We start from the raw sequence: 22,102 nt of genomic DNA, 5'->3' as shown, positions 1-22,102 counted from the left end.
AAAGGGCTATTCAATTATCCTGCAGATGAAAATGGCCGCCAGCATCCCCGCATAGGAGGAGATCAGGGACGCCGCCACGGCATGACGGGTGTTTTTGACATTTGCCGCACCAAAATAGACGGCAAGGGTATAGAGGACGGTTTCGCTGGAACCCATGATGGTGGACAGGGCGCGACCCAGAAAAGTATCCGGGCCGACCCGGGTTATCTGCTCTGAAAACAGGCCCAGTGAGGCACTGCCGGAGAAGGGGCGAATCAGAAGAAGCGGAAGGATCTCCCGGGGTATCCCTATGGCCTCGGCCGGTTTTTGAAGCAGGCCGGTCAGCATATCGATAAGCCCGGAGCCGTTCAATACGGCCACGCCCGCCAGGATTCCCACCATGACGGGAAGGATATCGAACGCTGTGCGCGCTCCTTCTTTGGCTCCCTCGACAAACGCGTCAAAGACGGGCACACCCCTGATATAGGCTGTCACCACGATGAGCAGTACAACTGCCGGTATGGCTGCGTTTGACAAAAAATCCATCATGACCTGGTCAACCTCGCCTGTCGGATGGTTTCAGACGCTTCCCATTCCCGGCGCCGTATTTCGGCGGAATCCTGCCGACGCGTGCAAGCGCCTTTGCCACAATAATCCCCGTAACGGTTGAGACGAATGATGCCACCCATACACAGGGGATAATGCCGCTGGGATCAGTTGAACCCGCCTGTTGGCGGATGATCAGAATGGTGGCCGGGATGAGCTGGATGCATGCCGCGTTGATAACGCCGAACATCACCATGTCATTGCTGGCGATGGGCGAGTTGCCGTTGATATTGGAGAGTTCCTTCATGGCGAGAATCCCCAAAGGTGTTGCCGCATTACCCAGACCAAGCAGATCGGCGCTGAAGCTCATGGCAATAGCCCCGTTGGCCGGATGCCCCTTGGGAACTCCGGGGAACAGGAACCGGAAAACCCCCTTCAGGAGCCTTGCCAGCGCATCCACGATACCCGCCTTTTCCGCAACCCGCATGAGTCCCGACCAGAGGCACATGGCCCCAACCATGACCAGGGCCAGTTCTACCGCCTGGCTGCAGCTTGACAGGAAGGCGTCGGATACTTCCTTCTCCCTTCCCGTGACAAGGCCAAGCACAATTCCTGAAAACAGCATGACGACCCAGATGACATTCAGCATGGATCTGCTCCGGCATTACTCGTCCCATATATCTTATTTGAAGGGTCATCATTTATTCTTGATTTTTATTGGACGAAGGATTAAAATGTCTCTTGTTATCAATCGCCGATCAATTCCATTATATAGCAGTTATATGAATTTTTAGGGCAGAAATATATTGACCATAAATGTAATTAATGGTATGATATGATTGGTACAGATTAAAATTTAATATAGACGGGGGGGAAATTTCTGTGAAATCAACCGGCATTGTCAGAAAAGTGGATGAGCTCGGAAGGGTTGTACTACCGATCGAGCTCAGGCGAACGCTTGATATCGCGGAAAAGGATGCGTTGGAGATCTATGTCGACGGCGCAACCATCATTCTGAAAAAGTATGAACCGGCATGTATCTTCTGCGATAATGCGAAAGATATCAAGGTTTATAAGGGAAAGAATATATGTTCAGAATGCCTTGAAAGCTTAAAGAGCGAGTAAACCGGGATATTCACTGGGCTGCTGTCTGCGAAGGCAACAGCCCTTTTTCATGCCTGCAAGATTCCCGGAAAACCGCAGCATGTCCGGCAGCATCGTATACGAGCATAAAACACAGGGCTTCCCGTAGCCATTTTCGGCCAGGAAGCCCTTATTTATTGACATGGATATCCGATGGCTGAACAGCCGGCTTAGAAGTTTGAAAAGACCTTGACGAATTTCTCGGCAGCCTCTTCCATCTGTTCCTTGGTATGGGTTGCCGTGTAGCTGGTCCGGATCATGCTCTGACCCTGCGGCACGGCAGGTGAAATGACCGGGTTGACGTAAACGCCCTCTTTCAGAAGTTCCCTGCATATGACGAATGTCCGGATATCCTCATAGGTCATAATGGGGATGATGGGCGTCTCCGTTTCCTTCAGCGGGATGTTGTTTTCCCGCAGCAGCTTTCTCATGTAATCGGAAATCTCATGGAGCTTCTTCACCCTTTCGGGCTCTTCCTTCAATATGTTCAGGGCGCAAAGCGCGGCAGCTGCGTTGGCCGGCGGAATGGACGCGCTGAAAATGAAGGGCCTCGAGGTATGCTTAACATATGTAACAACTTCTTCAGAGGCAGCCATATAGCCGCCCAGGCTGGCCAGGGATTTACTGAAGGTACCCATGATGATATCCACTTCGTCCTCCAGACCGAAATACTCGGCCGTACCTCTTCCCTTCTCGCCCAGAACTCCCAGGGCATGGGCGTCATCCACCATGACCCGTGCGCCGTATTTCTTGGCCAGCTCAACGATCCTGGGCAGATTGCAGATCTCGCCGCCCATACTGAATACGCCGTCGGTTACGATGAGCTTGCCCTTGTTGTCCGGAACCTCACTGAGCACCCGCTCCAGATCGGCCATGTCGTTATGCTTGTAGCGGACCATGGTGGCATAGCTGAGGCGGCAGGCATCATAAATGCTGGCATGGTTTTCCTTATCGCAGATGATATAGTCATTGCGCCCGGCAATGGCTGAAATGATTCCCAGGTTGGTCTGGAAGCCCGTGCTGAACGTCATGCAGGCTTCTTTATGCAGAAACTCGGCAAGTTGATTTTCCAATTCCAGATGCAAATCCAGCGTGCCATTAAGGAACCTTGAGCCCGAACAACCCGATCCGTATTTTTCAAGCGCCTTCCTTGCCGCCTCAATCACCCTGGGATCCGATGTGAGTCCCAGGTAGTTATTGGAGCCAATCATGATGGTCCGACGCCCTTCCATGACCACTTCGGTATCCTGACCGGTCTCCAGGGCATGGAAGTAAGGATAGATGCCGGCAGCTTTGGCTTCCTTTACCGCCGTGTAGTCAAAGCATTTTTGAAACAAGTCCATCGTAACATCTCCTTGTCGATGATTCTGTGCAATATATGACCAAGTACTATTACCAGATAGATATGCCAATCCCATTGTATCATAAAACCGTAAAATATCCACTAGATTTTTCAAGCCGACACCTTGCAAGAAATACAGCGCCTTGTGAAAGCACCGGCTAAGGTTATGGATATTGCCGGGCCAATTCCCCTTCGGGACAGATGGCACGTGTTATTGTATAATATTCTTCAACGGATAATCAACAGAAAAAGCCCTATGGCAGGAAGAAAGGAATGGGAATTATGCGGGAAAGCAGCAACCAGGTAATCCTTTTGACAGGCGCTTCCTCCGGAATTGGCAAAGCCACAGCCCAATGGCTTATGAAAAGAGGTTTCCGCGTTTACGGCACATCCAGGAAGGTCTCCGGCGTCAATGGCGGTCAGCCCGAGCAGACAGACGCCTCGGGCGGTTTCATCGCCATGATACCGCTTGACGTCACCTCGGATGAATCGGCCGAAAGCGCCGTTAAGGCGGTACTGGAAAAGGAAGGGCGGATTGATGTCCTCATCTGCAACGCCGGCATGGGCATCGCGGGATCCATCGAGGACACTGCCATGGAAGAGGCGGAAAAACAGTTTGACACCAATTTCTTCGGCGCCCTGCGCATGATAAGGCTGGTATTGCCCGTCATGCGGAAGCAGGGAAACGGAAGGATCATCGTCGTCAGCTCGGTGGCCGGTATCATCTCCATTCCCTACCAGTCCATGTACAGCGCCAGCAAATTTGCACTGGAAGCCCTGGTGGAAGCCCTCCGGCATGAGGTGGCCCCCTTCGGGATCAAGGCTTGCCTGGTGGAACCGGGGGATACCCGGACCGGGTTTACTTCCAGCCGTATCATTGCTGAGGCCGCCGGAGAGGATTCCCCCTACAGCAGCCGGTTCAGAAAGTCCCTGGCCAGGATGGAGCATGACGAGCAGAACGGCGCATCGCCCGAAGCCGTAGCCAGGGTCATCCACCGCATGATCCTCCGAAAGAATCCGCCCATCCGGAGCGCCGTGGGTTTTGGATATAAAGCCATACTCCTGTTGAAGAGAATTTTGCCTTCCCGGCTGGTTGAGAAGCTGGTGGGCATGCTTTACGCATAGCCATGAAAACAATGTTTATCTATAAGAAAGCATGGAAACATCTTGAGAGCATCACGCCCCTCAGGACTGACTGCGGGACGCTTTGCGACCGTGCCTGCTGCAAGGGTTCCGACCAGGACGGGATGCTTCTCTTCCCGGGCGAAGAGGCCATGTACCAGGCGGTTGAAAAGGATTTCAGCATCAGGGACAGCCACATCCGTTTGTCCGACGGAACCCCCGTTAAGCTTCTGGTCTGTAGGGGCAGCTGTGACAGGAAAAAACGTCCCCTGTCCTGCCGGATATTTCCCGTTATTCCCCAAATTGACGGGCAGGGGTGCCTTGCCTTTGCGCCCGACCTGCGGGCTGCTGCGGTATGCCCGCTCCTGTATCGGGCGGACCGGCATGTCATCTCCCCGGTCTTCATCGATGCGCTTTACTCGGCCTTTGAAGTTTTGGTGGAAGATGCGCGCGTGGTAGAATTCATTGAAATACTGACAAGGCAGAACCAGGATATCGCGGCCGACCTGGAGCGGTTTTACGAGTGACGCCCCGTATCCGGACGGGCGCCAGGGATAACTGCCGGTCCCAGCAAAACAGGCGGCCGCCTGCAAGGAGGCAGCTCAGAAATGATCATCGAGATGCACAGGGATAAACGTGCCGTACTGGCGCCGGTATTCTCCAAAATGGAGCATGCCATGATCCAGGCCTGCCTGCAGGGGCACATGGGACATGCCTGGGCGGATGACGCCCAAAATCCCACCTGCGGTAAAATCATGGTGGGCGATATCGCCTTCCTGGCCGGCCGTCCCATCAATCCGGCGGCCCGGGAACTGGTTCTGGTTGTGCCTTCCCGGTACCGGTCCGGGGAGATGTATCTTGTCCCCGAAACACCGGAATGGGACCACCTGATAGAAAACCTTTTCAAGGGGCGCTGCTACAGATTCCAGCGCTATGCCTTTCACCATGAAGCGGACGGTTTTGACAGGGAGAAACTGGCAGGCCTTATGGCCTCCCTTCCCGAAGGGTATGCCATTGAGCCCATTGATGCGCGATGGTATGGGGAGATCATCAAGCATGCCTGGTCCAGGGATCTCTGTTCCCAGTTTGCATCGTCCGAAGATTACGCAAAGAGAGGCTTAGGCTTCTGTGTCATCCATAACGGCCAGGTGGTGGCAGGTGCCTCCTCCTATGCCCTGTACGACGACGGTATCGAGATCCAGATCGACACCCGGGAGGACCATCAGCGCAAGGGCCTTGCGGCAGCCTGCGCCGCAGCCCTCATCCTGGAATGCCTTAAAAGGGGCCTTTTCCCGCATTGGGACGCAGCCAACATGGCATCGGTCAAACTGGCCGAAAAACTGGGCTACCGCCTGAAAGGCCCTTATGACACCTGGGGTATCCGGATGGAACCTTCAGAAGGAGCAGCGCCATGAGGTTAAATACCATAAAAAAACTGATCCTGTGTATCTGCGCCATTGTATTGCTGTTAAGCGCCTGCGGTTTCCGGGGAACCGGCACGGGCTCAGGCACCTCCCCTGAAGAAACCGCCGAAAGCCAGGCTCCCGGTCCGTCCCCTGTCCTGACGCCGGCCCATGAAGGCAAATGGGATGAATCGGTTTCCCCGGAACCCAATGGTGACGAACCCACGGGGCAGCCGGACGGCAGCGCTACCCCGGAACCCGGCCGGGATGACGGTGAAAACCATTCGGATAAGGCCGACAAGGTCTTGAAACCTTTGCCGCCCGACGGGCCGGAAAATGCAGGAGGCAACCAGCAGAAAGAGCCCGCAGGTGAGAACGGCGCCGAGCAGGCTTCCGGCGAAGAAAGCCGTCCGGATACCGGTGCGGCCGATCCGTTTTCAGACCCGGAGAGCGCATTGAAAGGCAAAATCATATGCATCGATCCCGGGCACGGCAAACCTGGCGTTTCCATCCCCTATGAAAAAATCGCGCCCGGCAGCAACGAGACCAAGCCCGGTTACGCCTACGGAACCACCGGAGTATCCACCAAAATCCCTGAGTACATGCTCAATATGGAGGTTGCATCAAGGCTCAGGACAGCCCTGGAAGCCCGGGGATGCATCGTGGTGATGACCAGGGAAAGCAACGAGGAAAACCTGGGCAACATCGAGCGGGCCCGGATAGGCAACGAGGCCGGTTCGGACCTGGTCATACGCATCCATGCCGACGGCTCCGACAATCCCAACGTGCACGGCGTATCGGTCCTCTATCCCGGAAGCCGCTATATCAGCGACGAGACGCTTCTTGCAAAAAGCAAATCCGCCGCTCAATACATCCATGACGCCGTGGTTCAGGCCACCGGCGCAAAGCCCAGGGGCATCGTCAGGCGGGATGACCTGACCGGCTTCAACTGGACCACCAGACCCGTCATCCTCATCGAGATGGGATTCATGACAAACCCTGAAGAAGACAGGCTGCTCAACAGCCCCGAATACCAGGACAGGATGGTATCGGGCATTGTCCAGGGGCTTATCGACTACTTTTCGGCTTCCCGGCAATAGGCGCATTTCCGGCAGCCCGGCCATACAGGTAAAACGAAACAACCCGGGGATATGGGTGTTGAATCCCCGGGTTGCTGATTTGTGAAAACAGGTTCGGTTTCCATCCATCCGCCATTTTATTCCAGCGGATCCTCGGCCAGGCCGGAGCTTTCCTCCAAAAGCGGGCTTTCCTCTATAACCGGCTCCTCGAATATGGAGCTCTCCCCGGCCTCAAACCCATCCTGGCCCACCACGCCTTCACCGTAGCCGTGGTCATCTTCCAGAGAGGAGATGTCTTCAGGTGTCCCGTGTTCCTCAAAAACATCCTCATCCCCGGTCATGGATTTCTTTCCGGGAGCAGAGGTGTTGTCCGGAGGCGATGTGTTCTCGGGAGCCGGCGGATTGGCGGACGGCTGGACGTTTTCAGGGATGATGGCCTCTTCCGGACAGGAGCAGAACAAGCCCGCCCAACGTTTTGCCAGCATGCTGATCATCAGGCCGAAGCTGCAGCGCCTTGAGTCCCCGGCCGCCACGATGGGGATGGATGCCATCCGGTTCCCGTCCAGTTCCACGTTGAGAACCCCCACCACCTGGCCGCGGGTTACGGGAGCGGTGATATGCTCCGGTATCACGGCATTTTCAACCAGTTGGGACTTCTTCCCCTTTTTCACCAGGATCACCGCGTTGTCTCCGTATTCAAGCGGAACCTGCGAGATCTCTCCTTTTTTGACCGGGATGCTTCCGGCAGGCAGGCCCTTCTTCTCTATTTTAGCCGCTTCCCAGTTGGCAAAGCCAAAGTCCAGGAGTTTTGCCGATTCCGAAAACCGCATCTCGTTGCTCTCGGAACCCAGCACCACCGAGATGAACTGGGTGCCGTCCCTTTCCGCCGAGGCTGCCAGGCAGAATCCGGCCTTGCTGGTAAAGCCCGTCTTCAGGCCGGTGATACCGCTGTAGCGTTTCACCAGCTTGTTGGTGTTGTCCAGGTCAAACTTGCCGTCCCGGAAGGTGTCGTGCCAGATGGTCGTATAATTGATGATCTTCGGATGCTTTGTCAAAAGCTCCCTGGACATGATGGCCACGTCATAGGCGGTGCTGTAATGCCCTTCGTCGGTCAGGCCCGTAGCGTCCAGGAAATTGGTATTGTTCATCTTCAGTTCCTTGGCTTTTTCGTTCATCAGGTGGACAAAGGCTTCCTCGCTTCCCGATACCTTTTCGGCAAGAGCCACCGAGGCATCGTTGGCCGAATGCACTGCAACAGCCTTTAAAAGTTCCTCCACCGTAAATACCTCGCCTTCCTCCAGGTAGACCTGTGATCCGCCCATCCTGCAGGCATTGGCCGAGATGGTCACCATATCTTTCAGGCTCAGTTTGCCGCTGTCCACTGCCTCCATCACCAGAAGCATGGTCATGATCTTGGTAATGCTGGCAATGGGAAGTTTTTCATGCTCATTCATGGCAAATACCGTTTGCCCCGTCTGAGCCTCGATGAGTATGGCTGATTTGGCATTGACCTGGAATTGAGGCTTGGGATTCGGGTTGACATCGGCTGCCGAGGTTTCTTCCATTTCCGTCCCAGTGGCTTCAGCAGTGTTGCTGTCTGCCGCCGTCACAGTGGTCAGCATACAGAATATCAACAGCAGAGCAACAAAAAACCTGCATTTAGCTTTCATGGAACCATCACTCCATAGACTTTTCCATAAAAACTATATGCAGGCTTATTCGCGTTATTCGAAGAAAGCTGGGCTTACGGAACAAAATCGATGACGAGCGGGGCGGGCTCGGGCACGTTATCGCCGATGGCAACCGCAATGTCCAGCTCGGCAAGGGCGGATTCAAAGAGGGTCTCGTCATTGGCATGCAGTTCCATGAGCGCATCTCCCTCCTTGACGCTGTCCCCGGGCTTTTTCAGGAGGACGATCCCCGCGGCCGGATCGATGGTGCTCTCCTTGGTAGCCCGTCCGGCTCCCAGCATCATGGCGGCGATTCCCAGGCGTTCGGACTGGATGCCGGTGATATAACCACCGCGTTTGGCCCGGTATGCCTTCACATGAGCCGCCTTGGGCAGAAGGGCAGGATCCCTGACCACATCCGCCAGCCCGCCCTGGGCCCTTATCATCTGTTCCAGTTTGCGAAGGGCCGCGCCACTTGCGATGGCCTGGGCCGCCAGTTCCCTGCAATGCCCGAAGCTCCCCTTCCCGGCCAGTTCCAGCATCTTGGCAGCCAGCGTCAGACAAACCTCCCGCACATCTTCCGGGCCTTTGCCCTTCAGGACGTCAATGGCCTCCCTGACCTCCAGGGCATTGCCAACCGCATAGCCGAGGGGGCGATCCATGTCGGTGATGACGGCCGCCACCTTTTTTCCGGCCCGGGTACCAATGCTCACCATGGCCTCCGCCAGTTCCCGCGCTTCTTCAACAGTCTTCATGAAGGCGCCGCTTCCGGTTTTCACATCCAGCACGATGACATCCGAACCGGCGGCCAGCTTCTTACTCATGATGCTGGAGGATATGAGGGCAAGGCTCCTGACGGTGCCGGTCACATCCCGGAGGGCATACAGCTTTTTATCGGCCGGCACAAGATTTCCGGTCTGTCCGGCAACCGCGATCCCGGTCTCCTTCACCGCCCGGATAAACTCTTCTCGGGTCAGCTGCGTATTGAAACCCGGTATGGATTCCAGCTTGTCTATGGTGCCTCCCGTATGGCCCAGTCCGCGGCCGCTCATCTTGGCCACCTTGACGCCGCAGGCAGCCACAATGGGGCCCAAGACCAGCGTCGTTTTATCCCCCACACCGCCTGTGCTGTGTTTGTCCACCTTGATCCCTTCGATGGCGGAAAGATCGATTTGATCGCCCGATGCTACCATGGCCATGGTGAGGTGGGTAGCCTCCTCCATGTCCATGCCTTTCAGGCAGATGGCCATCAGCAGGGCCGAGGCCTGATAATCGGGGATGCTGCCTTCGGTATAGCCCTTGATGAAGAACTCGATTTCCTCCCTGGAAAGCTTTCCGCCATCCCGCTTTTTGGCAATGATATCCACCATTCTCATCATAACGACCCTCGATTCCTTTTATCTTGCCATTATTTCAGGATCTCTCCCAGAAAGCTCTCTCCGGCAATGTCCGTGGAAAGGCCCAGGTAATCGGCAATGGTCGCCGCGATATTTGAAAAACCTTTACGGGTACCCAGGTTGACCCCTGCCCTGACCTTCCTGCCGTACACAAGAACGGGCGTGTATTCCCTGGAGTGGTCGGTACTTTCGGTTTCCGGATCGCAGCCGTGGTCTGCCGTGATAAACAGGATATCGTCGTCTTTCATGGCGTTGATTATCTCAGGAAGCCTTGCGTCAAACTCCACCAGGGCCCTGCCATAGCCTTCCACATTGTTCCGGTGGCCGTACAGCATGTCGAAGTCCACCAGGTTCGTAAACAGGATCCCTTCAAAGTCTTCCTTCAGCCATTCAAGGGTACGGTCTACGCCGTCCATGTTGCTGTGGGTGTGGACCGCATGGGTGATGCCCCGGCCGTTGAAGATGTCCTCAATCTTGCCCACGGCCCGAACCTGGTAACCCTTTTCCGCCGCATAGTCCAGAACGGTTTTCCGGATGGGATCCAGCGAGAAATCCTTGCGGTTTGCGGTACGCCTGAAGGTTCCCGGCTCTCCCACGAAGGGCCTTGCGATAACCCGGCCTACCGCGTGATCCCCTGTCAGGATCCGCCTGGCTTTCTCACACATCTCGTAGAGCAGTTCCAACGGGATGACCTCTTCATGGGCCGCTATCTGGAAGACGCTGTCCGCCGAGGTGTAGACGATGGGATACCCGGTCCTCATGTGCTCTTCGCCCAGCTCATCAATGATTTGGGTGCCCGATGCAGGGTAATTGCCCAGCGTCTTGCGTCCGATGGCCTCTTCAAAGGCCTGAATGATCTCGGGCGGAAACCCGTTGGGGTACACCGGAAAGGCCTTGTCCATGACGATGCCGGCAATCTCCCAATGCCCCGTGGTGGTATCCTTGCCCTTGGACAGTTCCAGAAGTCTGCCAAAGGCGCCTATGGGTTCCCGGGTTTTGTCCAGGTAATCCACCCCGTCAATATGTCCCAGTCCCAGCCGTTCCATGTTGGCCAGACTGAACCAGGGCTGGTCTTTCAGCTGCAGGCAGATATGCCCCAGGGTATTGCTTCCTTCATCCCCGTACAGTCCGGCGTCCGGCTGTTCGCCTATGCCAACACTGTCCAATACAATAATAATCGCGCGTTTCATCTTAACCTCCAATTCATCTCCGAAACGGAGCAAAACATCGGGCGCCGGCATAGAACCGCAGCCGCCCGGTTATCCGACATATCATATATTGTATATGCTACTCATTTATTATATACCCAACTTGTTGGGCGGGCCTAACTGTGTTAAGCTTGTTAGCATAGGGTGAATGCGATGCTGGTTTATGTTTTTGCTGTTTTGCTCTTTTTTTTGCTGATGTTCATCGAAGCGGGCCGGCTGAAACCGGAATACCTGAAAATTGACGATTCCCGATTGGGGCTGCGCGTTGCGCTGCTGTCCGATATTCATATCCGCCTATTACGGGTCTCCCCGAAGCGTTTGAAAAGCGTTATCCGAAGCGCCCATCCTGACCTGCTGATCATTGCCGGAGACCTGATGGACAAGCCTTCTCACCTGGACAGGTTCCTGGAATGGCTGAAGAGCCTGGAACTGGACATCCCTGTGTATCTGATCCTGGGCAACCACGATTATAAATGCTTTTTCAAGGACCCCACGGCAAGGGAGCGCCTCCTGTTCAATCTCAGGAACCTGGGCGTCCATGTGCTGATCAACCAGTGCGCGGTCTTTGAAAAGGACGGCATCTCGGTTGCCATATCGGGACTGGACGATTTCAGACATGGTTCAAGGGATTATGACGCGGCCTTCAGTTGCCGGGAAACGGCAGACTTCCGGTTGACAGTATCCCACAACCCGGAGGCAGCTCTCTACATATCGGAGGAAAAAACCGATCTGATGCTTTGCGGCCATTTCCATGGCGGCCAGATATGGATGCCCTTCCACCTGGAATACCGCATTCTCAGAAAAGAAACCACCTGCCGGATGGGCCACCGGAAAGGGTTTTGCACCATAAACAACATAAGGGTTTATATCAGCAGAGGGCTGGGCAACGTGCTCATTCCGTTCCGCCTGGGTTCCAGGCCCGAGATCACGTTCATCGACATCTGAAATCCCCGCCTGCGGATATGCCGACCGAAGCACCCGTACCGCAAAGAGATTCTGGCATACAGGATGTCCGACGAGGCCGCTCCGCATGAAACGGAACGGCCTCATCAGCGTAGCGGCTATGCCTGTTACCCCCTGGCGATGGCGCGTATGGCCCTGGCAGCATACTCCATTTCCTCGACGGTGTTGAAAAACCCCGGGCTGATGCGCACCAGACCGGTCTTCATGGTACCAAGGGCTTCATGGGCCAGGGGCGCGCAGTGGAACCCTGACCGGACGGCTATTCCGTATTTGGTATCCAGCTGCTTGCCGATGTCGGAGGAATCCATCCCTTCGATGATGAAGGAAACGATCCCGCTGTTCATGGCCGCGTCCCTTTCGGAATAGATTCTGACGGAGGGCACCCGGCCGATGGCGTCAAAGAAAGCTTCCAGCAGGAGCTTTTTCTTTTTTCGGATATTCTCCGGGCCGACCTTTGAAAGCCACTGGAGTCCGGCGCCCAGGCCGGCGATTCCCGGGGCGTTTACCGTGCCTGCCTCCAGCATATCGGGCATGAAATCGGGATGTATGGTTTCAAAGGATCGGCTTCCTGTGCCGCCAAAGAGGATGGGGCGAATTTCCACGCCGGGAGCCACATACAGGCCGCCCGTCCCCTGCGGTCCCATCAGCCCCTTATGGCCGGGGAACGCCAAAAGCGAGATATGCATGGCCTGAACGTCAAAATCCAGAACACCCGCACCCTGGGCCGCGTCAACCAGGAACAGGATGCCTTTTTCACTGGCGAACCGCCCCACCTCTTCATAAGGCAGGATGGTGCCGGTCACGTTGGAGGCCGAGGACATGACGATCAGCCTGGTATTGGATCGGATGGCATCCGCAATGGCGCTCGGGCTGATATGCCCGCAGCTGTCATAGGGCATGACGACGGTATAATCGATGAGGCCGCTCCGCTTGAGGTGGCAGAGGGGCCTGAGCACCGAGTTATGCTCCATGGCTGTGGTAACCACATGGTCCCCTTCCCGCAGGACCCCCTGAATCGCCATATTGAGCGCCTGAGTGGCGTTGCCTGTGAAGGCGATATCCAGCGGGTTCTGGATATTGAACAGGGCAGCCAGGGCTTCGCGGGTTTTCATGACGGTGCTTGAAGACACGCGCGCCATTTTATGGGCTGAGCGCCCGGGATTGGCACAGCTGCTTTGCATGAACCGGTAGACGGCGCTATAGACCGATTCCGGCTTAGGCCAGGTTGTTGCGGCATTGTCCAGATATACCACGGAGGACCACCCCTCAATTGTCCATATCCTAGCATATGCCGCAGCATCAGAAGGGTTGATTGTCTGCGTCGGAAGGCTTACCAGATACCGTTGTCCTGCATGCGGGACCGGACCTGCCTTAAGTCCATGAAGAAATCCATCTTCTTTCCCGGATCCCGGAGAACGGCCGATGGATGATAGGTTGGAAGGATGGAGAAAAATCCTGGCTTTTCGATCCAGATTCCCCTCTCCTGCGTGATCCTGAAATTCCTGTCGATGATGTATTTTGCGGCGGTGGAACCGAGGCATACGATGATGGACGGCCTGATGTATTTCACCTGGAAACGCAGCCAGGGCAGGCAGGCCTGGGCTTCGTCCTCCGTCGGGATGCGGTTGCCGGGCGGTCTGCATTTGACAATATTGGCTATGTAATACTGGTCGGGCCTGAACATCAGGGCCTCCAGGGCCAGATCCAGCAGCTTTCCCGCGCGCCCTACAAAGGCGCTTCCCTCAATATCCTCCTGTTCGCCGGGACCTTCCCCGATGAACATAAGGGGCGCCTTCAGATTGGTTCCCCTGCCGATCACCACATTCTTCCGGGTTTCGCACAGGGGGCATTTTCTGCATTGCAGGCACGCTGCCACAAAATTCTCCCAGGCATCCATACCATCACCTCATCCTTTATCCATTTTACATGAAGCCGGCTCCAATGTGAAACCCGTCTTTTTGAAGCAGATCAGGCCATGCCTAATGCCTGAGAGCGGCCGTGCCGATAGGATCTGTATAACCCATCACGGATGATTTTCTTATGCAGGGAGGCATGTACCATGAAAATCACAGACGCCAATGTCCAAATGGCATCCCAAAGCACTTACAGCCGGAGGGTTTCCGAGACTGAAAGTTTAAGGATTTGGGATAACCGCCGCCAATCCCCGGTTCCTACTGAAGAAAACATCCGCGTGGATATCTCGGACAGGGGCAGGGCCTTGTTGGCCAATGCGGCCGCCTGTCAACCCGAAAGCACTGAAGAGAATGCCCTGGAACTACCCGATATCGAGAAGGAAAAGATCAGGCTCATCGAGGACTTCATCTATGTCCTGACCGGCAAACGGATTAAACTTATCGTTCCCAGGTTACTTACAGATGAGCAGTTGAAGAAGCTCAAGCAGCTGCAAGGCCAGGCGGCTGTACCCGCATCGCCCCAACCGTTGGGCTGGGGGCTGGACTATACCTGGCAAAGGCAGGAGGCCGAGCATGAAAGGATGTCTTTTGCCTCCTCAGGTTCAGTGACCACCGCAGACGGCCGGGTCATCAGTTTCAGCCTGAGCTTTACGGTCAGCCGCGATTTTTTCAGTACCACACAGGTGCGCATCCGGGCCGGGGACGCCCTGCTTGATCCCCTGGTGATCAATTTCCGCAACAGCTCGGCTCAGCTTGGCGATCGCAACTACGCCTTTGACATCGATATGGACGGCAGCCCGGAGAACATTGCCTTTACGGCCGAGGGCAGCGGGTTCCTTGTTTGGGACAGGAATGAAAACGGCCTTGTCGATGACGGTAGCGAGCTTTTCGGTCCAAGAACGGGAAACAGTTTTGAAGAGCTGGCCGAACTTGATCTGGACGGCAACGGCTGGATCGATGAGAATGACCCCATCTATGAGAAGCTGCGCATCTGGACCGTGGATGAAAACGGAAGCAAACAGCTCATCACGCTGGGTCAGGCCGGTGTGGGTGCCATTTATCTGGGCCATATCACCTCGCCCTTCTCTCTGAAGGATACGGGCAACAACACCCTTGGCCAGATCTCCCGGACGGGCATATTCCTCCGGGAGGACGGCTCCGCAGGCACCATCCAGCATGTAGACCTGGCCATTTAGGCAGGATATCTTCGATCATTCCTGAAGCACAACAGAAGAAGCCTGAACACATGCCCGTCGGTTAAAACCGGCATGCTGTTCAGGCTTATTGATTGCCGCTGTGTCTCACCGCTTACGGCTATCCGGGCAGATTCTTTCTATACGGGCCCTTAAGCCATCCCCTTGCCTGTTCGGCCCTTTATTCATCTCCGAATGCTGTGGTATGCGCCTTGATCTTCACAATTCTATCGCCATTATTGGCCTGGAAGAAAGTCAGAATATCCTTGAATATATTGTCCGCATACCCATGTCCCACGCCCTTGTACACGTTGAACTGGATGGACTTGTCATAACCGAGCTGCCTGACAAAATTCCACTTCCGTTCCCACTTGGGGACCCCGTAGTCGTATCCGAACAGGTCATTGACAGCCCTGGTTTCTTCCTCGCTGATCCCGTAGTCCACATTGTAGGGCTTGTCGTTCTGATCCTCATCCCCAATGTAGCAGAATTTGGCTATTTTATCATATTCGGCCTTGTTGAACTCCTTGCCGGTATAATTCCTGATATCCGCAATGCCCCAGGGATAATTGAGCGTTACACCGTTGAGCTTTGCCGTCGGATACATGGTGAAGTTGCCGACAGCAATGGCTTTGACCATTTCAGGATGCAGGGTTGCAAAACGGTTGACAAACTGACCCGATGCGGAGAATCCGGTCATGAAGACCTTGCTTTCAAGTTTATAGCCCATTCCGGCCAGCAACTCCTGCGCATCCTTGATCATGGCGATCAATTGCAGGTCAAGCCTTTTTGCATCCCCTTCAAGCATCATGGCCCCCTTGTCCAGCGCGTGGGTGTAGGACTGCCACCAGTTGGTCAGAAAACGGGGAAAGACGGGAACCAGGAACGGATATTTCATATGGTAAGCGGCATAATGCCCGGGGTTGCCGTTGGCAGAAACCAAAAATTGAGCCCATTCATCGTTTGGTTATACGAAACGGGAAATTGAAGTTACACAGGTATATAAGGGTGATGTGAACATAGGCGACAAGCTGGTTTTAGCTGAAGGGTATTATATATGGACATACCCGGATGGGCAGAAGCAACTGGTCTGCTCTACTTTGGTTAAGCCGGCCGTTAAAGGTGAGGAATACCTCTTATTCCTGAGGTATCAAAAAGATCTGGGAGCCTATTATGCGGTTGGCGACTACCAAGGAGTATTTGACATACCTGAGAACAATATTAACGCAAAAGGGAAAATAGCTTCAGTAGGACAACCCAATATGGATCGTTATTATGATGGTGAACCCCTTCATTTCCTGAATGAAATTTACAATGAAGTCGTGGAGAAGTATTTCAAGTAAGACAGCAATACGGAGCCATCTTTATTACCTGCTTGAAGAGCGCAGTATTCTTTCAATTGTTTTGAGCACGGCTGAGTTTCCTCGCCGTGCTCACTTTGTCGTTAATGATGCAAAATAAAGCAAATACATACATGACGGATTAGGCAAGTGCAAAATTGCTCAAAAACAAAGGGATACCCTTTGTTTTGAGCACGGATCACCATTGTCATAAGCTGAAAATCAGGGTGCTCGGCAGTAGAATTATCCTTCGCTTACAGCATTGTACATCCTCTTATAGTACTCATCCATCACGCGCTTCATGCTAAAGGCTTCCCTGGTGGTTTTTATGGAAGCCGCCATCATTTCCACCCATTTGCTCCGTTTCTCGTAGTAGGTGGGGAGCACCTCTTCAAGCAGGCAGGTCTTGAGCGCCTTCAGATCGTGCCTGTCGGCTTTGGCGGGATTGTCTGACTGGAAGCCGTCACCAAACTGCCAGCCGTTGACGCCATGGATGCAGGCTTCCGGCCACCACCCGTCCAGCACAGACACATTGAGCACACCGTTCATGGCCGCCTTCATACCCGATGTTCCCGACGCCTCCTGGGGCCGCCTGGGGTTGTTGAGCCAGATGTCGGCACCTCTGGTCAGCATGCGGCCGATCTCCATGTCGTAATTCTCCAAAAAGACTATGCTGTCCGGGTACTCACGGGCCTTGGCTGTAATTTCGGTGATAATGCGCTTGCCCGTATCATCCAGGGGATGGGCCTTGCCGGAAAAGACGATCTGCAGCTTCCGCTCATCAAGCAAAGGCTCCAGGAATTCCATATCCGACAGTAGCAGTCCGGAACGCTTGTAGGGCGCGGCACGGCGCGCAAATCCCACCAGCAGCACATCCCTGTCCAGTTTGACGCCGGTCCGTTCCCGGATAAACGCGATAAGGGCATCCTTGTTATGCATATGCCTGTTCCAAAGCTCTTCCCCGGATGCCTTGGATCCGTTGTACGCCTCCGCAAGCTCCAGCATCTTCCGGTCCACCCAGGTGGGGATATGGATACCGTTGGTGATGCCGATGATCTCGCTTCTGCCCTTTACCTTCTTCCACATCTTCTGGGCGGTTATCCGGTGCAGATCGGAAACGGCGTTTGAAATGCGGGACAGGCGCAGGGCAGCGGCCGTCATGTTGAAGGGTTCGCCGCCTATGGCTTTTAGCTGCCTTTTGGTCAGGTTCAGGTTGGCGCCCATGTAGAGCAGCCTGTCGATGGGATGGGTTTCGTTGCCCTCCGGAACAGGCGTGTGGGTGGTAAAGACCACCTCTTTCCGGGTTTCCTCCCAGGCCTCGCGGAAACGCATACCGCGGTCCATCTTCTCGCGGATGAGCTCCAGCCCGGCAAACAGCGCATGCCCTTCATTGAAATGGTAGACCGCAGGATTGAGCCCCAAAGCCCTGATAGCCCGCACGCCTCCGATGCCGAGGACCATTTCCTGCGCCACCCTTTCTTCGCCAAACCATCCGTAAAGCTGTCCCGTGATCCACCGGGCCTCGCCGTCGTTGCCGTCCACGTCGGTATCCAGAAGATACAGGTTGTGTACGCCGTGAGCCTTGTATTGCCACACCTTTATTTTGACATCCCGCCTTCTGATGGGCACCGTAACGGTCACCCCCGTATCCTCCAGGAAGGGATAAACTCTGTTCTTGTATGCATCATAGGGCTCTCCGGTTTTTGGATCTATCAGCTGTTCGCCATAACCCTGTTTCCACAGGATGCCGATACCGATTACGGGATAGTCCTGATCGCATGCTTCCTTCATATAATCGCCCGCAAGGATGCCAAGCCCGCCGGCATAAAGCCTGACGTCGCTCTCAATGCCGTATTCCATGCAGAAATAGGCCACGCTCTTGAGATTTTCCATATTCCGCGCTCCTCTCAATCATGGTATCGCCGTGAAAAGCGTCCATGATGGTATTGTACGCAGATGGCCGGCATCTATAACACAAACTGCCGGCCAATCCCACCAATATTAATTTACCCCATAACGGCAGCCCGAAAAACGCGTCTCCGGCTCGTAAGAACATGTTTATATCATAACACGTTGTCGTCATGGGGATATCCTGTAAATATATCTAATTTTTGTCCATTTTGTCTGCCGCTCCGGTGTTCGAACCGGTTACAGGGCGATGGTCTGCTCCCTGTCGGGACCAACCCCGATATATTTGAAGGGAACGCCCACCAGTTCCTCAATGCGCCGGACATAGCGTCTGGCCGGTTCGGGCAGGGCATTGAAGCTGCGAACACCCGAAATATCAACCGAAGGCCACCCGCTGAACTCCTCATAAACCGGCTCGCACTCGGAAAGTTCCCGCAGGCTGGACGGATAATAGTCTATGAGGGTTCCGTTCAGGCGGTAACCGGTGCAAAGCCTGATATAATCCAGTTTCCCGATGGTATCCAGGTGGTTCATGCACAGGCCGGTAAACCCGTTGATGCGGACCGCATGCCTGATCATGAACGCGTCCAGCCACCCGCAGCGGCGGGGACGCCCGGTCGTGGTGCCGTATTCATGCCCGTATTCCCGTATCCTGTCACCGATTTCATTTTTTTGCTCAGTTACGAAAGGACCTGCGCCCACCCGGGTGGTATAGGCCTTCATCACGCCCAGGACCTCCGTGATCATCCTCGGCCCGACACCGGCGCCGGTGCACACACCGCCCGCTATGGGGTTGGAGGACGTCACAAAGGGATAGGTTCCGAAATCCAGGTCCAGGAAGGTGGCCTGGGCGCCTTCAAACAGCACATGCTTCCCCTGCTCCAGCGCCTGGTGGATTAATGAATTGACATCCCGGACATAGGGCTTTAAGCGCTTGCCATACTCCAGGTATTCCTCGATGATGGCATCGGCGTCAAGGGGCTTTCCGCCGTAGACCTTCTCAATGATGGCATTCTTGATGGGCAGGTTTCTGCGCACCAGTTCGGCGAACCGATCAGGCTCCATCAGATCCCCAATCCGGATACCGCTCCTTTCGGCCTTGTCGCTGTAGGCCGGTCCGATCCCGCGCTTGGTGGTTCCCAGGCCGTGTTCTCCGCGGGAGGCTTCCTGGAGCGCGTCCAGTTCCCTGTGCCAGGGCATGATCAGATGGGCCCTCGGACAGATATAAAGGGTGGCTAGCCTGGCATTGCGCCTCATCAGGCCGTCCAGTTCCCCAAGAATAACCTTTGGATCGATCACCACGCCGTTGGCTATGAGGCAGGTCTTGTTCTCCCGGAGTATCCCTGAAGGAATCAAATGCAGGGCATACTTCTCTCCCTGATGCACAATGGTGTGCCCGGCGTTGTTGCCGCCGGAAAACCTCACGATCAAATCGGCGTCATTGGCCAAAATGTCAATATATTTACCTTTTCCTTCATCGCCCCACTGGGCGCCGATTACCACTGTTGCCGGCATACCGTATTACCTCCTGAATTCAAACAATAACCATTATATAATCCGCAGGGGCAGGCTGTAAACTTTTTTTATTCGTAAAACCATAAAGTGTAAAACCCCTGCTTCCGGCCATGAAAAAAGGCGGGATGCTTCCCGCCCATATCCAATCAATAGTTTTCCGAGGACCGGCCCTCTCCCTTAAGCAGGACAGGGGTCGTGCTGTAGCCCACGCCCAGGCGCTCACAGCCCATCTCAATGAACCGGCGCGCGGTTTCAATGTCCCTGATACCCCCGGAAGCCTTCACCTTGATACGGCCCTTGGCCGCTTCTACCATGGCTTTGACGGCTTCCTCTGTAGCACCTGCGGAATGGAATCCTGTGGAAGTCTTGACAAAATCAGCGCCCGCATTGGCAGCGATTTCGGTTGCCCGGATGATTTCCTCCCTTGAAAGGGTGCAGGTTTCAAGGATGACCTTCAGGAGGACGCCGGCCTTGCGCGTTTTATCCGACACGGCGCGGATATCCCTTTCAACCTCTTCCCACATCCCTGAGCGGATGAACCCGTAATTGACAACCATATCGATCTCCTTTACGCCGAGATCGATATAGGTGGACGCTTCAAAGGCCTTGACCTCCGGCAGCACGCATCCATGGGGAAAACCCAGCACAACACAGGGATCGGTTTCGGTACCCCTGCAGAGTTCCACCGCCAGTTCCACATCACAGGGTCTGACGCATACGGTTCTGACCTTATGCTCTATGCCGTATTTGATGGCCTCAATGGCCTCGATCCGGGTCATTTCAGGCTTGAGGATCGCGTGATCCAGGTATCTTGCAATGCTGTTCTCCAAAGCTTATTCCCTCCTGTTTCCATGGAATGGTTCGTCCATGGTGTTTTGCCCTGTTTCAGGGTCCATTACTATAGTATCTGTTAAAAAAACGCTCGTCAAACATGGACATAAAAAGAGGCAGCAAAAAGCCGGCTTCTTTGCCGGCGTTGCCATTTTACGCAATCATAGGGACAGTTGGCGCCCAGGTCTATTTGCTATTCTAGACCACGATCTCGCCGGAGCGCATGCTCACATAAACCAGCCAGTATCCGCCCAAATCGCGGAAGTCGCTGCCGGTGACGGGCACCCACCTGCAGGCGGTTTCAAAAGGCCGGTTATCATTCTCATCCCTGGCAGGAATCCCGATGACAAAGTAATTGGACCGGTTTTCCCCCTTATACAGGCCGGCGAGGATATGCTTATACCGGAAAAGCCCCACCAGGATCTTGGGATTGGCAAACACGGGCACATTGATACCCGACATGTACATGATGTTGCTCAGCTTAGCCAGGTCATTGACCAGGTACCAGGTATAGTCCGGATTGCCCCGCTTAAAGGGTTGGGTAGCCTCAAAATTGTTTTTGAGCAGGGTTTCCAGCTTGCTGATATCACATTTGGCCAGACCAACTCCATCCGAAAGCAAGTCCTTTTGCTCAGCCTTTTGCTCGGGCTGACTGCGGACTTGTTCAGCCGGTTTCGGTTCAGGTTTAGGTTCCGGTTTCGCTTCCTCTTTCTTTTCCGGTTCGGCCTCTTCTTCCGCCTGTTCCTTTTTGGCTTCGGACACCTTTTCAGCCTGCTGAGCAGGCGCTTTTCTGTAAAGGACCTGTCGCAGGCTCTCATCCCATTTCAGGTTCTTTTCAAAGCTTGAGAACAGCGGAATCCACATCTTGTCCCTGCTCTCGGCGGTAATAGCCGCATATTTGACCCACTCAGGCTTGACCCCATGCGCCTCGAGCGTATTCGCTCCGATTTCCAGGCTTGCCTGCATGCCGGGGAAGGAAGTGCCGATGCTTCCCGCAGGTATGGCGACCAGCTTGTCACCCTGTGAAAAAATAAGATAGAGCATATACCTGAAAGGCCCCTGTTTCAGGCCTTTTACGTGGACCGAAGCCACAATGCGCCCATCCCAGGAATCCAGCCTGACAAACGCCTCCGGAGAGCTGCCGATGCCAAAGCCTCCGTCAAGTTCTTCCATGATCGCATATTTCCTTGCAAAGCCGGTCAACGTCTGCATATAATCACCACGAATACCATTTTGGTATGATTATACGCATGCCTTACGGCGGATAGTACATGAACCTGCGCGGACGGGCATAATAAAAGGAGGTATTGTCCTTCCCGTCTGGGCAATACCTCCCGGCAGATTCTACCGGAGATTGTTTTTTACCGCTTTTTCAGCCTTTTCTCCGGCCGGACGGAATGCTTCATACTGATTCTCGCCCAATTGATCGTTGTCAACCGATACGTCCTTGTTCTTCAGCCTACCGGCTCTTTTATTGTCGTGTGCCATCTTGCTCACCTTTTCCTTGCAGCATCGTACCGGTACGTGGGATAATTTCGTCGACGCACTTA

Annotated in this window: 22 protein-coding genes; 8 read left to right on the top strand and 14 right to left on the bottom strand. The window is 54.6% G+C overall.

Annotated features, from left to right (window positions below):
* Nucleotides 1-6: 6 nt before the first annotated feature.
* Together F3H12_RS02220 and F3H12_RS02215 are read right to left on the bottom strand one after the other, a co-directional pair.
* On the bottom strand, nucleotides 7-528 hold the full coding sequence (locus tag F3H12_RS02220) for a spore maturation protein (protein ID WP_149677719.1): 522 nt from the start codon (nucleotides 526-528) through the stop codon (nucleotides 7-9).
* 7 nt (nucleotides 529-535) lie between these two features.
* Nucleotides 536-1,174, bottom strand: a complete 639-nt coding sequence (locus F3H12_RS02215) for a nucleoside recognition domain-containing protein (RefSeq protein WP_149677718.1) — start codon at nucleotides 1,172-1,174, stop codon at nucleotides 536-538.
* Nucleotides 1,175-1,407: 233 nt separating this feature from the next.
* Between F3H12_RS02215 and F3H12_RS02210 the strand changes: the two genes are divergently transcribed.
* On the top strand, nucleotides 1,408-1,650 hold the full coding sequence (locus F3H12_RS02210; RefSeq protein ID WP_149677717.1) for an AbrB/MazE/SpoVT family DNA-binding domain-containing protein: 243 nt from the start codon (nucleotides 1,408-1,410) through the stop codon (nucleotides 1,648-1,650).
* Between the two features lie 188 nt (nucleotides 1,651-1,838).
* On the opposite strand, the gene F3H12_RS02205 is transcribed toward F3H12_RS02210, so the two are convergent.
* Nucleotides 1,839-3,011: an aminotransferase class I/II-fold pyridoxal phosphate-dependent enzyme gene (locus tag F3H12_RS02205; RefSeq protein ID WP_149677716.1), complete on the bottom strand. Its 1,173-nt coding sequence runs from the start codon at nucleotides 3,009-3,011 to the stop codon at nucleotides 1,839-1,841.
* A gap of 272 nt (nucleotides 3,012-3,283) precedes the next feature.
* Here F3H12_RS02205 and F3H12_RS02200 point away from each other — a divergent pair, with 272 nt between their 5' ends.
* From F3H12_RS02200 to F3H12_RS02185, 4 genes are all read left to right on the top strand, one after another.
* Entirely contained in the window at nucleotides 3,284-4,135 is an 852-nt protein-coding gene (locus F3H12_RS02200; RefSeq protein ID WP_207706784.1) for an SDR family oxidoreductase, read from the top strand.
* Nucleotides 4,136-4,137: 2 nt separating this feature from the next.
* Nucleotides 4,138-4,659: a hypothetical protein gene (locus F3H12_RS02195; RefSeq protein ID WP_149677715.1), complete on the top strand. Its 522-nt coding sequence runs from the start codon at nucleotides 4,138-4,140 to the stop codon at nucleotides 4,657-4,659.
* A gap of 81 nt (nucleotides 4,660-4,740) precedes the next feature.
* Nucleotides 4,741-5,547 (top strand): GNAT family N-acetyltransferase, encoded by an 807-nt coding sequence (locus F3H12_RS02190; protein WP_243133162.1) that lies wholly within the window; start codon nucleotides 4,741-4,743, stop codon nucleotides 5,545-5,547.
* Nucleotides 5,544-6,635, top strand: a complete 1,092-nt coding sequence (locus F3H12_RS02185) for an N-acetylmuramoyl-L-alanine amidase family protein (RefSeq protein ID WP_149677714.1) — start codon at nucleotides 5,544-5,546, stop codon at nucleotides 6,633-6,635. The genes F3H12_RS02190 and F3H12_RS02185 overlap by 4 nt, the downstream gene beginning before the upstream one ends.
* A gap of 116 nt (nucleotides 6,636-6,751) precedes the next feature.
* Here the strand turns inward: F3H12_RS02185 and F3H12_RS02180 are convergent, their stop codons facing one another.
* The 3 genes from F3H12_RS02180 to F3H12_RS02170 all read right to left on the bottom strand — a co-directional run bounded on the left by F3H12_RS02180 (nucleotide 6,752) and on the right by F3H12_RS02170 (nucleotide 10,871).
* Complete coding sequence (locus F3H12_RS02180) at nucleotides 6,752-8,284, bottom strand: D-alanyl-D-alanine carboxypeptidase family protein (RefSeq protein WP_149677713.1); 1,533 nt, start codon at nucleotides 8,282-8,284, stop codon at nucleotides 6,752-6,754.
* A 74-nt stretch (nucleotides 8,285-8,358) separates the two neighbouring features.
* Entirely contained in the window at nucleotides 8,359-9,660 is a 1,302-nt protein-coding gene (locus tag F3H12_RS02175) for a pyrimidine-nucleoside phosphorylase (RefSeq protein WP_149677769.1), read from the bottom strand.
* Between the two features lie 32 nt (nucleotides 9,661-9,692).
* Nucleotides 9,693-10,871, bottom strand: a complete 1,179-nt coding sequence (locus F3H12_RS02170) for a phosphopentomutase (RefSeq protein WP_149677712.1) — start codon at nucleotides 10,869-10,871, stop codon at nucleotides 9,693-9,695.
* Nucleotides 10,872-11,042: 171 nt separating this feature from the next.
* On the opposite strand from F3H12_RS02170, the gene F3H12_RS02165 reads away from it, so the two are divergent.
* Nucleotides 11,043-11,834: a metallophosphoesterase gene (locus F3H12_RS02165; protein WP_149677711.1), complete on the top strand. Its 792-nt coding sequence runs from the start codon at nucleotides 11,043-11,045 to the stop codon at nucleotides 11,832-11,834.
* A 125-nt stretch (nucleotides 11,835-11,959) separates the two neighbouring features.
* On the opposite strand, the gene F3H12_RS02160 is transcribed toward F3H12_RS02165, so the two are convergent.
* Nucleotides 11,960-13,105 carry an aminotransferase class V-fold PLP-dependent enzyme gene (locus tag F3H12_RS02160; RefSeq protein WP_149677710.1) on the bottom strand — a complete coding sequence of 382 codons (1,146 nt, stop codon included), beginning with the start codon at nucleotides 13,103-13,105 and terminating at the stop codon, nucleotides 11,960-11,962.
* Between the two features lie 77 nt (nucleotides 13,106-13,182).
* Nucleotides 13,183-13,749, bottom strand: coding sequence for a uracil-DNA glycosylase (locus tag F3H12_RS02155; RefSeq protein WP_149677709.1), 567 nt, complete (start codon nucleotides 13,747-13,749; stop codon nucleotides 13,183-13,185).
* A gap of 162 nt (nucleotides 13,750-13,911) precedes the next feature.
* Here F3H12_RS02155 and F3H12_RS02150 point away from each other — a divergent pair, with 162 nt between their 5' ends.
* On the top strand, nucleotides 13,912-14,961 hold the full coding sequence (locus F3H12_RS02150; protein WP_149677708.1) for a hypothetical protein: 1,050 nt from the start codon (nucleotides 13,912-13,914) through the stop codon (nucleotides 14,959-14,961).
* A gap of 178 nt (nucleotides 14,962-15,139) precedes the next feature.
* Here F3H12_RS02150 and F3H12_RS02145 read toward each other — a convergent pair whose 3' ends face one another.
* The gene (locus tag F3H12_RS02145; RefSeq protein WP_149677707.1) at nucleotides 15,140-15,901 is read right to left on the bottom strand and encodes an alpha/beta hydrolase family protein; all 762 of its coding nucleotides are present in this window, start codon (nucleotides 15,899-15,901) and stop codon (nucleotides 15,140-15,142) included.
* Nucleotides 15,902-15,971: 70 nt separating this feature from the next.
* Between F3H12_RS02145 and F3H12_RS02140 the strand changes: the two genes are divergently transcribed.
* On the top strand, nucleotides 15,972-16,301 hold the full coding sequence (locus F3H12_RS02140; protein ID WP_149677706.1) for a hypothetical protein: 330 nt from the start codon (nucleotides 15,972-15,974) through the stop codon (nucleotides 16,299-16,301).
* A gap of 240 nt (nucleotides 16,302-16,541) precedes the next feature.
* Here the strand turns inward: F3H12_RS02140 and glgP are convergent, their stop codons facing one another.
* The 5 genes from glgP to F3H12_RS13200 all read right to left on the bottom strand — a co-directional run bounded on the left by glgP (nucleotide 16,542) and on the right by F3H12_RS13200 (nucleotide 22,040).
* Nucleotides 16,542-18,191: an alpha-glucan family phosphorylase gene (gene glgP / locus F3H12_RS02135; RefSeq protein ID WP_149677705.1), complete on the bottom strand. Its 1,650-nt coding sequence runs from the start codon at nucleotides 18,189-18,191 to the stop codon at nucleotides 16,542-16,544.
* Nucleotides 18,192-18,446: 255 nt separating this feature from the next.
* Nucleotides 18,447-19,721 (bottom strand): adenylosuccinate synthase, encoded by a 1,275-nt coding sequence (locus F3H12_RS02130; protein WP_149677704.1) that lies wholly within the window; start codon nucleotides 19,719-19,721, stop codon nucleotides 18,447-18,449.
* Nucleotides 19,722-19,867: 146 nt separating this feature from the next.
* Nucleotides 19,868-20,551 (bottom strand): deoxyribose-phosphate aldolase, encoded by a 684-nt coding sequence (gene deoC / locus F3H12_RS02125; protein ID WP_243133161.1) that lies wholly within the window; start codon nucleotides 20,549-20,551, stop codon nucleotides 19,868-19,870.
* Between the two features lie 199 nt (nucleotides 20,552-20,750).
* Complete coding sequence (locus F3H12_RS02120) at nucleotides 20,751-21,725, bottom strand: hypothetical protein (protein WP_149677703.1); 975 nt, start codon at nucleotides 21,723-21,725, stop codon at nucleotides 20,751-20,753.
* Nucleotides 21,726-21,896: 171 nt separating this feature from the next.
* Nucleotides 21,897-22,040: a hypothetical protein gene (locus tag F3H12_RS13200; RefSeq protein WP_188118324.1), complete on the bottom strand. Its 144-nt coding sequence runs from the start codon at nucleotides 22,038-22,040 to the stop codon at nucleotides 21,897-21,899.
* Nucleotides 22,041-22,102 lie beyond the last annotated feature (62 nt).

It is taken from the genome of Thermoclostridium caenicola (genome assembly GCF_900142095.1).
GTDB lineage: Bacteria > Bacillota > Clostridia > DSM-8532 > DSM-8532 > Thermoclostridium_A > Thermoclostridium_A caenicola.
Note: the sequence above shows the minus strand (reverse complement) of the source record. Positions and strands in the feature narration are given on the sequence as shown.